Genomic DNA, 13,757 nt, shown 5'->3' on the forward strand with positions numbered 1-13,757 from the left:
CAACTAATTCTTGAATTTGGTTAAAAATATTGCTCCACTTAGAGGTTGTTTAAAATTTATTTTTTTATTCTGTTAAGCATAATTCTAATCATAGCTAAGTGCACAAAGCTTGTACTGCATTCGGGGTGGAATTCATAGTCATTAACCAATCTTCGTTGAAAACCAAGCCATCCAAAAGTTCGTTCAACTATCCATCTCTTGGGTAAGACATTAAATCCACTAATTCCTGCCACTTTTTTTACAATTTCCAAAGTGTAATTCAAACTTTTTAAAATCCATTCAGCTAAGTTACCGGTATAACCTTGATCTGCCAATATTTTTGTCAATCTAGGGTACTTATATCTTAATTCTTCAAGAACATATTTAGCTCCTTCTCTGTCCTGAATATCAGCGTTATGAATCACAATAGCTATAATAAATCCGAATGTGTCAGTAATAATATGTCTTTTTCTTCCTTTAATTTTCTTGTTTCCGTCATAACCGTTTGATAACGAGAAAGAACAAGTTTTAACAGTTTGACTATCAATTAATCCAAGACTTGGTGAAACATGTTTTCCTTTTTCCTTTCTTAACTTATCACGCAAAAAATCATGTATTTCTTCAATAAGCCCTTCTGCTGTCCATTTTCTGAAATAATAATAAACGAGTTGCCACTTAGGGAAATCTTTAGGCAGCAATCTCCATTGAACACCAGTTTTGGTGATGTACAATAATGCGTCTACAATACATCTTAAAGGATGCTTTCTTTTCCTGTTATCATTTACTATTTTTTCAATAGCTTCGTACTGAATATCAGTTAGGTTGGTTGGGTAGGCTTTCATACTTGCTTAATTATCTGATTAATAATCAGCAATATACAAATAAATATGTATTTAACCATGTGATATTAAATAATTTAACAATTTTTACACCATTTTTAAACAACCTCTTAGCCAAATATGCAATATTTTAGGATCTAAGAAGTAGCTCTTCAAAGGTAAAAATACCTTCTTGGGAAATTATTTTTTCTGCTGCCAAAACGCTCCCTAATGCAAAACCATTACGGTTATGAGCGTCATGGCGGATTTCTATGGTATCTATTTCTGAGGTAAAGCCTACTATATGCGTTCCGGGAATTTCCCCGGCACGTGTAAAAGAAATACTTAACTCCGTATCCATAGGTGCTCGATTGGCTAAAATCGAGTTTCCTGATAAGGAAGATTTTTGCGGAAGAATATCCAGTAAATCTTGGGCAATTGTTTGGCCGGTTCCGCTTGGGCCATCTAATTTATGACGATGATGCCTCTCTTCTATAAAACAATCATATTGAGGCTGCTTGGCCATTAGTTGCGCTAAGTGGCGAATGGTATGCCTAAATAGTAATGCTCCTACACTAAAATTTGAGGCCCACACCAATGAACCTTTTTTTTGTGTAACCAACTGAGTTATCTGATGCAGGGAATTTTGCCAGCCGGTAGTACCCTCTACCAATGGTATTCCTAAGTCAATGATTTTTTGAATGTTTCCGATACATACTTCGGGGGTAGAGAACTGAATGGCTACCGAAACCTCTGCTCTTGGGAAATCAGCAATAGTTTGTAAACTGTGGGCGGGATCTACAATAGCTACTATTTCGTGCCCACGTTCAGCAGCAATAGCGGCTATTTTTTGCCCCATTTTCCCGTAACCGACTAATGCAATTTTCATTATCTGCGTTTCAGATATTTTCCGTATCCTCGATGTGCTAAAAATTCGTTATTTTGAACAACTACTTGGCCTCTTAAAATAACTGTTTCACATTTTCCGGTAACTTCAACTCCTTCATAAGCAGAATAATCCACATTCATGTGGTGTGTTTTTGCCGAAATAATATGCTTTGTATTGGGGTTAAATAAAACTATATCAGCATCACTGCCAATGGCTAACGTTCCTTTTCGAGGATAGAGTTCAAATATTTTGGCTGCATTGGTTGCACTGAGAGCCACAAACTCCTGTAAAGTAATTCGTTTTTTGGCTACTCCTTCTGAAAACAGTAGTTCTATGCGGTGTTCTATAGCGGGGTGCCCGTTCGGTATTTTGGAAAAGTCTTTTTCACCAAGCAGTTTTTTATCCCATGTAAAGGGACAATGGTCTGTTGCTACAACCTGTACAAGCCCTTGCTTGATTCCTGCCCACAGTGCTTCTTGGTCTTTCTTTTCCCGTAGTGGAGGCGACATCACCCATTTTGCAGACTCAAAACCTTTATCATACAAAGAAGCATCAAGCATTAGGTATTGAATGCAGGTTTCTGCGAATATTTTTTGGTTTCGGAATGTTGCTTTTCGCACACGGTTGAGCGCACCTTCACAAGTCATGTGCACAATGTAGCCTTGCGTATCGGTGTAGTAGGTCATATCTGCGAACCGTCCGGAGGCTTCTGCTTCGGTAATTTCTGGCTGTGATAAGTAATGATACAAGGGAGAAAGTTTTCCTTCAGAGCGAAATTTAGCCACTAAGTAATCTATCATATCGCCATTGGTGGCATGAACGGTTACTAAGGCATTATGAGGTTTGATTAACTGCATGAGCCCGGTCATTTGGCGATCGTCAATCATCAGCGCACCTTTGTAAGCCATAAAGGTTTTGAAAGATGTTATTCCTTCTTTTTGAATTAAATCGGGGATTTCATTGGCTGTTTCTGGGTTAAAGTCTGTAACGGCAATATGGAAGGAGTAGTCGCCTACTACGTTATTTTTGGCGCGATTTTGCCATGCGTGATAGGCTTCATGAAGTGGCCTGCCTTGTGTTTGCAGCACAAAATCAATGACAGTAGTAGTACCTCCGAATAAAGCGGCACGGGTTCCGGTGTAATAGTCATCACTGGAAAAAGTTCCCATAAAAGGCATTTCTAAGTGAACGTGGGGGTCTATTCCGCCCGGAATCACATAAAGTCCGTTAGCATCTATCGTCTGTGTAGCAGAATACGGTAAATCTTTGCCAATAGCGGCAATATGTTCTCCAACGATATAAATATCTGCGAAAAAATCAGCTTCTGCTGTAACAATGCGCCCATTCCGAATCAAAATACTATCCATAGCTTACCGGTATTGTATGCACAAATCTACGAGATTTTGTTAATACTATTACCTTTGACGAAGTTCTTGTGCGGCTTCTTGTGCGTCTTTCCAGTTTGGCTTTAACTGTAATGCTTTTTCATACAAAGACAATGCCTGTGAATAATCTTGAAAATGCTCATAAATAGATGCTTGCATAAAGTAAGCGCGTTCATCTTTGGGGTCTAATTGGCTTACCCGCCGGAAATCTAATAACGCTTGGTTAAATTCCTGCAACATGAAAAAAGCGTACCCACGTTGATAAAATGCTTTGGTGAAATTTGTATCCGCCATGATGGCTGTTTCGTATTCATCAATACTTAACCGGACAAATGTTTCTCGCTCGTGGGATTTGCTGTTCGGCGTGCGAAGTGCTTCCCACAGATAATAATTTCCAACATTGTATTTCCCCAAAGGATGATTTGGATTTTGACGCAATAATCGTTTGTTTAGAGCTAACCCTTGTTGAAAGTTTTTTTCTTTATAAAGTAGTAATTCAAAATAGGCACCAATTGTTTTTGAATACAAACTATCTAAGGTTAAGGAATGCTCGTAGTTTTGCTTAGCAGCCGGAAGCTGATTTAGCTTGTCGTAAGCAAAGCCTTTGGCAAAAGGGTAGGCGGGGTCAAGAGAGTCTCTTTGGATGGCTAAGTCATACCATTTGAGTGATTCTTTGGGTTTATTTTGAAGCATATAGATATTCCCGATTTGGTAATATGTTTCGGGATTATCTGATTTTAGTTCGACGGCCTTTTGGAAATCAGCCATACCGAAGTCATTGTGCTGCCACACATATTGGCAAAAGCCCCGAAAATAAAAGTAATCGGCTTGGGTGGAGTCTAATAAAACTGCTTGTTGAATATCATTCCAGGTGCGGGCAGAGTCATTGGTGCGGTAGTAAGCCATTGCCCGTTCGTAGTAGGTATTTGCGTTATTCGGGTTTTTTTTGATTTGTTCGTTCAAGCCTTCTACATATTTTTGCCAATTTATCTTTGTAGAATCTTGATTTTCATTTATTTGTTCTTTTTTTGTGGATGATGTTTGGCAGGCTTCCCACAATAAACAGATGATTAGAATCCACAGGGGATGCCGTTTCATAGGAGTTCCCAAGTAGTGGTATTGTTGCCGTCTTTGAGTAAAATTCCGGCTTCTTTCAATTTATCGCGTATATTATCGGAGGTTTTGAAGTCTTTTTGGGAGCGTGCCTGTTGGCGGATTTCTATTAAAAGGTTCATCGCCGCAGATAGAGATTGGGTATTTGTATTTTGCTGAAAATCAGGTTGTATTCCTAAAACTTCGCTGAGAAAAATATTCATTGTTTCCTGAAACTCTTGTAAATCCTGTGGGGAGATAGTTTCTACACCTTGCTGTATTGCATGAATCCAAGATACGGCTTCAAAAATGTGTGCTATGGCAATGGCTGTGTTTAAGTCATCATACAATGCTGAAAGCAAATTTTCTTGAAGTTGCTTGATGTTGAGGGTAGAGTTTGGGGCAGTTGGTAAATTAGGGAGTAATTTCCATGCAGTTTGGATCCGTTTAAGGGCTTTTTCGGAGGCTATAAGTGCTTCATTACTAAAGTCTAAAGTGCTTCTGTAATGTGCTTGAAGGATAAAAAAGCGGATAGTTTGCGGGGAATAGGATTGTGATAAGAGGGTATGCTTTCCGGTATAAAATTCATCTAAGGTGATGAAGTTGCCGAGAGATTTTCCCATTTTTTTGCCGCTGATGGTTATCATATTGCAATGCAGCCAAAATTTAGCTTCGTTTGAAGGAGGGTGAGGGTGCGAGCAAGCATTAGCTTGGGCAATTTCGGCTTCATGGTGCGGAAACAGCAGGTCTATACCACCTGCATGAATATCAAACTGATTTCCTAAGTATTTGGTACTCATTGCAGTACACTCTATATGCCATCCGGGGAATCCAATACTCCAGGGAGATTCCCAGCGCATCAGGTGTTCTGGTTCTGCGCGCTTCCATAGTGCAAAATCGCTTAGATGCCGTTTTTCACTTCCTCCGGCTAATTCCCGAGTGCCGCTCATCAGGTCATCTAATTCCCGCCCAGAAAGTAACCCGTAAGCATAATGCGCCGCATATTTCGGAACATCCAAATAAACAGAACCATTTACTTCATAAGCAAAACCATTGTCTAAGATACTCTTTATCAGCTTGATTTGCTCCGGAATGTGGCCGGTAGCACGCGGTTCAATGCTTGGGCGCAAAACATTTAAGGAATCAATGAACTTATGGTAGCGGTCAATGTAGTATTGTGCAACCTCCATAGGTTCTAATTGTTCCAGCTTTGCTTTCTGGCCAATCTTGTCTTCGCCGCTATCAGCATCTCCTACCAAATGACCAACATCAGTGATGTTTCGCACATAGCGCACCCGATAACCTAAATATTTCAAAAAACGAAATAATATATCAAAGCATATTGCCGGCCTTGCATGACCCAAATGAGGGTCTCCGTAAACAGTAGGGCCACATAAATATATCCCAACAAACGGGCTGTTTATCGGGGTAAATTTTTCCTTTTGCTTGGTTAAAGAATTGTATAGAAATAAAGGATGATTTATCACGGCTAAAAGATAACTTTAGTCTGTGGAAGCATTTGCCGTAACTGCTCAATAGCAGTTTTTTCTATTGGGTTGTTTTTTAGGTTAAGTTCTTTTAGGTGAGATAAACCTTTTAAATCTGAGGGAAGGGAGGAAATTTGGTTGTTACGAAGGTTTAATACTTCAAGTTTTTCAAGTTTTGCTAAAAAGATTGGGAACGTTGTGAGTTGATTGTAAGCCACATTTAAGATGCTGAGGTTATGTAGTTTTTGTAACGTTTCCGGAAGTTTAGTAAGACGGTTAGAGGCAATATTGAGGTTCTCTAAGTTAGTCAGATTTCCAAACTCATCAGGGAGTTCTTTAACGCCGCTAAGGTGTAAATCACAATAACGCAGGCTTTTAAGTGCGCCAAATTCCGGTGGCAAGTAAGAAAGTTCGTTCCAGCTTAGGTCAAGCCAAGTGAGTTTTGTTAAATTAGATATATTGGAGGGAACTTTGGGGATTTTATTACTACTAAGATTTAGGTAGTTTAAACTAATACATTCGGCTAATGCCGGCGGGAAATCTTCAATTTTATTTTTTTGTGCATAAAAATATTGTAGTTCTTTTAGATTACGGATATTTTTAGGGAGCATTGAAATTTTGTTGTTACTGATGTCTAACCATTGTAATTTTTGTAAAATGCCAATTTCGGAAACTAACCACGTAAGTTCGTGGTAGCTTAGGTCCAATTTGTAAATTAAAGTCGGCTGGGCTAAGGCATCTTTAACCCGCTGGCAGGTTGGCATTTTCTTCAATTGCTCTTCGGAAAGAAGCTGCCCGCTTACAACGTTATTCAACAGTAGAAATACCCCAAGGAACGATAACAGACGAATCATTCGGCAAAATTGATGAAAATTAATAGACTACTGTCTATAAACTGCGATGTTATGCTAAAATTACAGTAACTAATTTAGGAATGGATTATGTTTAATCTCATTCCCGATAGTAGTTTCCTGTCCGTGCCCGCTATAAACGATGGTTTCTGGCGGCAATGTTTTGGTTAGGATATTTAAACTTTGCATTAATACTGGATACGACCCTCCGGGTAAATCTGTTCGGCCAATGCTTCCGGCAAATAATACATCTCCGCATAAAACATAGCCTTCTTGTTGATTCCAGAAGCAAACGCTCCCTTGTGAATGCCCGGGTGTGTGCAATACTTGTAATATTATCTCCCCAACTTGAATTGGTTTTTGTGGATCTATAAAGCTATTGGGTTCTGGAGAAGCCGGTAATGAAAGCCCAAAATGCTTTGCCTGCATCTGACCCTGACGGAGCAAATTTAAATCGTCTAAATGTATTTGCAGTGGAATCTGATATTTTTGGGTAATAAAATAGTTCCCCCAAATATGGTCAATATGGCAATGGGTGTTTAGCAAAAGAACCGGTTTTAACGCTTTATCAGAAATAAAGGATACCAATTCACGTTCTTCTTCTTGATTACTACAGCCGGGATCTATAATAATACAGTGTTTATTTGAATCCCAAATTAAATAGGTATTTTCTGAAAATGGATTGAAGCAAAATGGTGCTATACTCATGGCAGTTTTATTTTTGTGAATAATTTAGGAATAGTAGCGGGTTGATGGGTTTGCCGTCTTTCCAGAGTTCAAGGTGTAGATGTGGGCCTGTGGTTTGTTCGCCGGAATTACCCAATACAGCAATAGCTTCTCCGGTGGCTACGTAGCTGCCGGCTTTTTTGAAAACATAACTATTGTGTTTGTAAAAAGATACTAAGTTATTGGCATGAGCGACGGCGATAACGTGGCCGGTTTCGTAGGAATACTCTGAAAAAATGATTGTTCCGGCAGTAACAGCCCGCACTAAGGCATCTTTTTGTGCCGCAATATCAATCCCAAAATGTTGTTCTTGTTCATTGTAGCTATTTGTCAAAACCCCGTCAACGGGAGGAAGCAAGGAGATAACTACGTCAGAAATATTTTTAGGCTGCGCTGAATACGAAGCTAATACAGCTTTGGGAGGAGTGGCCGATTCAGATGAGGGTGCTGGTGGAGTTACTACCGGTGGCTCTTTTTCAGCAGGCTTGGCCGTAACTTGCGTTTGAGTGTTCCCTTGTGCCTTGATGGAGTCCTGAGCCGTAAAGTTTGCCATTCGCTTAACGTTTTCTATCAATGAATCTTGCTGAGCAATAATAACTTCCATATCTAAGACCTTTTCACGCATCTCTTTGATTTTGTTCATCATTTCAGTATTTGTATAGCCCGGTATGAGTTCTCGAATGGGGGTGAAAACAATCAAAATAGCGGTGATAAAGAACGTCAGGAATATCGTTAAACTACTAAAGAAAATAATGGCTCCGGAGGAAACCGTCATATCTCCAACGTTTTCTATATTTTCATTATTAATGACCAAAAAACGATAAGGACGCTTTAAAAAGCGTTTTATTTTTTGCCAACGTGTTATTTTGGGACGTAAGTCTTTATCAAGAAGACCTTTCATGGTTAAGAGAGAACACAAAGTTAGGTTGTTTTGTCGTATTTTTGTAAAAAAAATGTTGTATAAAAGTTTACAACTTCAATACTTATGTGTTTTATTGGGCAAAAGTTTAAGATAAACCATCGTTTTTGGGTGCTTGTGTTAATTCTGGGGGTTGGGAATATGCTATATGCTCAAGAGTCGGGCAGTTGGTTTCAGTTAATATTTACCGATAAACAATCTGTTTCTCAGCCGGCATTATCAGCTCAGGCACTGAAACGCCGTATGTTGCACAAAATCCCTTTAGATAGTGCTGATTTTCCGGTTTTTTCGGGTTATCTTCAAACCTTAGCTGATGTTGGAGTTAAGCCTGCCGGCGTTTCTCGTTGGTTGAATAGTGCTTTTTGCCGCTTAGATTCCGCTACACTTAGCCAAGTAAAACAACTTGGGTTTATTCAAAAAATTAACCCTTTAAAGGGTTTTATTCGGGACAGCACCCGCCGTGCCAAAAAACCGGATAATATCTCAAACCACCTGAAAACGAATAATCTTGAACAAGCCAGCGATACACAGCTAAATCAATTGAATATCAATAAACTGCATCAACTTGGCTATACAGGAAACAATATTCTGATAGCCGTCTTTGATAATGGCTTTGAAAATGTTTCTAAGATAGCGGCTTTTTCACACATAGACATTGTAGATTCTTATAATTTTGTTACAAACTCATCGGAGATTTATAATGAAGGTTCACATGGCACACAAACGCTTTCTGTTATTGCCGCCAATCCTTCAAGTGGCTTAACTGGAGCTGCATATCAAGCAAACTTTGCGCTATATGTTACGGAAAATAACTATTCAGAAACGATAACAGAGGAATTTAACTGGGTACTTGCTGCGGAACGTGCTGATAGCGCAGGTGCTATGATATTCTCAACTTCATTGGGTTACACTACTTTTGATGATGCTATCGGTAATCATACCCGTGAGACCTTAGATGGAAATACTGCTCCTATTACACAAGCTGCTAATATAGCCGCCCGAAAAGGTATTTTGGTTATCAATAGTGCTGGTAATGAAGGTAATAAAAGCTGGCGTTATATTACTCCGCCTGCTGACGGCGACAGCGTGATTGCCGTGGGTTCAGTAAACTCTGTAGGAGTTCGTTCTTCTTTTAGCAGCGTAGGCAACAATATAGATGGGCAAATTAAACCGGATTTGATGACTATGGGCGAAAGAACTTCCGTGATTACGCCCTCTGGCCAAATAGCAACAGCTAACGGAACGTCCTTTTCTTGCCCGTTATTAGCCGGTTTAGCTGCCTGCTTATGGCAAGTTGCACCTAATCAACCTGCGTGGTGCATCAAAGATGCCTTATTACGTGCCGCAGACCGCTTTCAAACTCCCGACAGCCTGTATGGCTACGGAATCCCAAATGCACTCAAATCTTACGGAATATTATTTAAAGCAGCTTCACCACCACCCCAACGTTATGTATTTCCCAACCCTACAACTACCTTTTTAGGTATCGCCCTCCACGAAACCGATACTACCGGAACGGCTGTATGCCAAATCTATGATACTACCGGAAAATGCGTTTTTGAACAACAATACAACCTCTCTCAAACCTATGGAGCTATCTTGCTGCTGAAAAACAATGAGTTAGCGGGTTTGAATCAAGGATATTATCTATTAAAGCTCCGAATTAATGAGAAAACGGCCTTAGAGCAAGCTATCATTATCCAATAATGATGCAATTCTCGGTAGCGAAAACTTCATTTAATTTAAGGCACATTCAATTTTGGATGTAGCTACGTTTGGCCGCTGTGCAGCCCCTAAGTAATATACAGAGTATCCGGCAATATAGGTTTTTTGATACGCAGATAATAATAAGGGTAGTTTTTCCTTAATGGTGCTAAAAAAACCATCTTTTTCAATAATACAAGTTGGAAATTCTTTTTGGAAGGTTAGGAAAAACTCTTCAGGAGTTATGGTAAAACTTTTATCGGCAATAATTGGCACGGGATTTTGACTTGCCCAATAAAAGACTGTTTTCAGCATAACGGGATCTACATACTTTACGGCACAAGCCTGATTCAACTGTAAATATAGTTCCGGCTGCTGATCTGTAATCCATACTTCCTGAATACTACGGCTTTGTAACCAGCTTTTTAGTGGTTCTATAGTTGAATTTCGGGAATAAACATCATGCCAATGTTCTGTCCAGCCACCTTTTTTTAGAAAAGGTCTTGCCTTTTCAAATAATGTATCTGAATAAGCTACCAAGAATAGCAAATAAGTAAAAATGGGATATAGTATGGACAAAGCAAAACCGGTTCTTTTAAAGAGAGGCATAATTTTTGAGTGATGAAAAATCATCAAATAAAAAACAGTTGGAAACACAATCAGATACAAATAATGAGGATATAAACGTTTCCCCCCTACCAATACAGAAAATAATCCGAATATAAACCATGAGAGCATCAAAATTTCTATCTTTCGTTGCTTTGTATTGAAAGAAAATATTCGATTGCGATAATATAAAAGCCCAATTCCGGCGAGTAACAAAAAAGACCCAAATAATTTAAGTACTTCAAATAAATTATCTCCCCAACCCATTTTGCTGCCGGAATATACCCCATCCAGAATGTAATCAAGATTATAAATAATCCCAATTTCCCAAAAACTGGGCAGTACACCTTGTATGTGCAAAATAATGACCACAATAACCGGAAAAATCAAAGAACCTATGTGAAAGGAAATAACTTCTGAAAAAGAAAATTTACTTGCCCATAGATAGCCAAATAAAATCGCAGCATATAAAAATATCCCTTGATATTTTAACGTAATGGCAAAGCCACAGGCTACCCCTATCCAAAATAGTTGGCTATTTCTATTTGAACCTTCGTCTGTAACCAGCCTCCAAAGGCTAAATTCAGCCATACAAATAACGGAGAGCATCCATAGTTCAGCATTAGTCTCCTGAATATGAAATGGCACAGATAATAATAGTATAACCAAAAAAGAAGCTCGTGAAGAATATTGGGAAATAAACTTATGGTTATACAGGGTTACGTTAAAGTATATTGCTAATATCAGTATAATCAAACATCCTGTTATTCGCATAAAGAGTAAAGAACTGCTCCCAAACGCTTCATAATAAAGCCAATAAATCCAGTACAACATTGGGGGCTTATGATCCCATATATCCAAGTAGAGCAATTTTCCTTGGCTTAATTTTTGGGCTATCAGATAATAAATAGATTCATCGCTGGCAAAATAGTTAAGGTGCAATGACGGCAAATGCAGCAGAAATGTAAATAATATCAACAAGATAAGTAAAAAGAAACCATCAAGTGAAAATATATTTTTCATTTTAACTGAACAGAGAAACGTTTGATTATTTTACCTAAAAAATAATTCTTATTGATTATCAGCAAATTAGATACAAATGCTAAGTGATTGCAAAGGTACATAAAGAGCTACAAAAAAAGATGAAAAATCTCTGATTCAAACGATATGGTTTATTTTATATTGATTCATAAAGCAAGGCTAATTAACTTTGTCCATTCAAAATAAAATATGTCAGAAAATCAAAAAGAGTGGAGTTTTGCAGAAATTCAGGCTATTTATCATCAACCTATATTAGACTTAGTATTTCAGGCAGCAACAGTTCACCGTCAATATAATAACCCCAACCAGATTCAGGTATGTACTTTAGTTTCCATTAAAACAGGAGGCTGTACCGAAGACTGTGCTTACTGCTCTCAATCAGTTAAGTATCAAACAGATATTGAAGTTCATAAATTAATGGACGTTGAAACGGTATTAACTTTGGCTGATGAAGCTAAGCAAAATGGTTCAACTCGTTTATGCTTAGGTGCTGCTTGGCGTGAACTACGTGATAATAAAGATTTTGATAAGATTTTAGATATAATCAGTAAAGTAAAAGAACGCGGCTTAGAGGTTTGCTGCACCTTAGGAATGTTGACCGAAGAACAGGCTAAAAGGCTTCAAGAAGCCGGCTTAGATGCCTATAATCATAATTTAGATACCTCACCGGAATATTATAGCGAAATAATCACTACCCGAACCTATGAAGATAGATTAAGAACGTTGGAAAATGTTCAGAAAGCAGGTATTTCCCTATGCTGCGGAGGTATTATCGGCTTAGGAGAATCCGATAGCGATAGAATTAGGATGCTACAAATATTAGCGAACCGAAATCCTTACCCAGATTCAGTGCCGGTAAATGCTTTGGTGCCCGTTTCCGGAACTCCCTTGGAAAATCAGCCCCGAGTGCAGATTTGGGACATACTTAGAATGGTGGCAACGGCTCGCATCATCATGCCGGCAGCTAAGGTACGGTTATCAGCCGGAAGAGCTACCATGAGCACCGTAGAACAAGCAATATGCTTCTTGGCCGGTGCTAACTCCATTTTCGCCGGCGAAAAACTGCTGACAACGCCCAATAAATCACAAATAGAAGACCAAGAATTATTTCAACTACTTGGTTTAGAGCCTTTACCACAACTGATAGAAACACATTCCCATTAATTAAGTTCTTCATTCATAAGATACTAAATTAGCATAAAGCGCAGCATTATTATTTAAAAAAAACACCATTACCTAAGATAAAAGTATGAGTATTTTGGCTCATTTTTCAGTTTCCGGGCAAAAAGACACCCGTTCCGGATTTGGAGCAGGATTGTTAGAATTAGGAAACAAAAATCCTAACGTAGTAGCCTTGTGTGCAGACCTAACAGGCTCTTTGAAAATGGAAGCATTCCAAAAACAGCATCCGGATCGGTTTTTTCAGTGCGGAATCGCAGAAGCCAATATGATAGGAGTAGCCGCCGGACTAACTATTGGCGGAAAAATCCCCTTTGTGGGTACATTTGCCATTTTCGCAGCCGGTCGAGTATATGACCAAGTTCGCCAATCGGTGTGTTATTCTGAAAAGAATGTTAAGATCTGTGCTTCCCATGCCGGCTTAACCCTCGGAGAAGACGGCGCAACCCACCAAGCCTTAGAAGACATCGGCCTGATGAAAATGCTGCCTAACATGACCGTTATTGTTCCCTGCGACTATAACCAAACACGATTGGCTACCATAGCCTTAGAAAAGCACTACGGCCCAGCTTATTTACGCTTCGGAAGACCCGCATGGCCAATTTTCACCACAGAAAATGACCCAAATTTTGAAATCGGAAAAGTTCAGATACTAACGGAAGGAAAAGACGTAACCATTTTTGCCTGCGGTCACCTTGTATGGAAAGCAATAGAGGCAGCAGACACTTTAAACCAACAAGGGATTTCTTGTGAAGTTATTAACGTACATACAATCAAACCATTAGATATTTTCGGAATTCTAAAAAGTGCTGCTAAAACAAGGCGGGTGGTTACTGCCGAAGAGCATCAAGAAGCCGGCGGTATGGGCGAAAGCATAGCCAGAGTGCTATCCCAAAAACTACCAACACCGATAGAAACAGTAGCCGTCCGAGATACATTTGGCGAAAGCGGAACCCCAACCGAACTAATGACAAAATATAAACTTGACAGCCAAAACATCATTGAAGCAGTAAATACAGTTTTGAATAGATAGCTGCTGCCTAATAATAAAATACTCCAAAATAGCTGATAAAACACATCA

Annotated in this window: 12 protein-coding genes; 3 read left to right on the forward strand and 9 right to left on the reverse strand. The window is 39.0% G+C overall.

Annotated elements, in window-relative coordinates; translation table 11 throughout:
• Nucleotides 1-56 precede the first annotated feature (56 nt).
• The 8 genes from LC115_12455 to LC115_12490 form a co-directional block, all read right to left on the reverse strand.
• Complete coding sequence (locus LC115_12455; protein MCZ2357477.1) at nucleotides 57-821, reverse strand: IS5 family transposase; 765 nt, start codon at nucleotides 819-821, stop codon at nucleotides 57-59.
• Nucleotides 822-948: 127 nt separating this feature from the next.
• Nucleotides 949-1,686 (reverse strand): 4-hydroxy-tetrahydrodipicolinate reductase, encoded by a 738-nt coding sequence (locus LC115_12460; GenBank protein ID MCZ2357478.1) that lies wholly within the window; start codon nucleotides 1,684-1,686, stop codon nucleotides 949-951.
• Entirely contained in the window at nucleotides 1,686-3,053 is a 1,368-nt protein-coding gene (gene hydA / locus LC115_12465; GenBank protein MCZ2357479.1) for a dihydropyrimidinase, read from the reverse strand. Before hydA ends, LC115_12460 begins: the two co-directional genes overlap by 1 nt.
• Nucleotides 3,054-3,101: 48 nt before the next feature.
• A complete protein-coding gene (locus tag LC115_12470) occupies nucleotides 3,102-4,169 on the reverse strand; it encodes a tetratricopeptide repeat protein (protein ID MCZ2357480.1) in 1,068 nt (355 codons plus the stop codon).
• Nucleotides 4,166-5,647: a cysteine--tRNA ligase gene (cysS, locus tag LC115_12475; GenBank protein MCZ2357481.1), complete on the reverse strand. Its 1,482-nt coding sequence runs from the start codon at nucleotides 5,645-5,647 to the stop codon at nucleotides 4,166-4,168. The genes LC115_12470 and cysS overlap by 4 nt, the downstream gene beginning before the upstream one ends.
• Nucleotides 5,648-5,652: 5 nt before the next feature.
• Entirely contained in the window at nucleotides 5,653-6,504 is an 852-nt protein-coding gene (locus tag LC115_12480) for a leucine-rich repeat domain-containing protein (GenBank protein ID MCZ2357482.1), read from the reverse strand.
• 69 nt (nucleotides 6,505-6,573) lie between these two features.
• On the reverse strand, nucleotides 6,574-7,209 hold the full coding sequence (locus tag LC115_12485) for an MBL fold metallo-hydrolase (GenBank protein MCZ2357483.1): 636 nt from the start codon (nucleotides 7,207-7,209) through the stop codon (nucleotides 6,574-6,576).
• 7 nt (nucleotides 7,210-7,216) lie between these two features.
• A complete protein-coding gene (locus LC115_12490; protein MCZ2357484.1) occupies nucleotides 7,217-8,128 on the reverse strand; it encodes a M23 family metallopeptidase in 912 nt (303 codons plus the stop codon).
• An 84-nt stretch (nucleotides 8,129-8,212) separates the two neighbouring features.
• On the opposite strand from LC115_12490, the gene LC115_12495 reads away from it, so the two are divergent.
• Nucleotides 8,213-9,853: a S8 family peptidase gene (locus tag LC115_12495; GenBank protein ID MCZ2357485.1), complete on the forward strand. Its 1,641-nt coding sequence runs from the start codon at nucleotides 8,213-8,215 to the stop codon at nucleotides 9,851-9,853.
• A 30-nt stretch (nucleotides 9,854-9,883) separates the two neighbouring features.
• Here LC115_12495 and LC115_12500 read toward each other — a convergent pair whose 3' ends face one another.
• On the reverse strand, nucleotides 9,884-11,479 hold the full coding sequence (locus LC115_12500) for a glycosyltransferase family 39 protein (GenBank protein MCZ2357486.1): 1,596 nt from the start codon (nucleotides 11,477-11,479) through the stop codon (nucleotides 9,884-9,886).
• Nucleotides 11,480-11,686: 207 nt separating this feature from the next.
• On the opposite strand from LC115_12500, the gene bioB reads away from it, so the two are divergent.
• On the forward strand, nucleotides 11,687-12,661 hold the full coding sequence (gene bioB / locus LC115_12505; GenBank protein ID MCZ2357487.1) for a biotin synthase BioB: 975 nt from the start codon (nucleotides 11,687-11,689) through the stop codon (nucleotides 12,659-12,661).
• An 85-nt stretch (nucleotides 12,662-12,746) separates the two neighbouring features.
• Nucleotides 12,747-13,709 (forward strand): transketolase family protein, encoded by a 963-nt coding sequence (locus LC115_12510; GenBank protein MCZ2357488.1) that lies wholly within the window; start codon nucleotides 12,747-12,749, stop codon nucleotides 13,707-13,709.
• Nucleotides 13,710-13,757: the final 48 nt, after the last annotated feature.

The organism is Bacteroidia bacterium, assembly GCA_026932145.1.
Classification (GTDB): Bacteria; Bacteroidota; Bacteroidia; order J057; family JAIXKT01; genus JAIXKT01.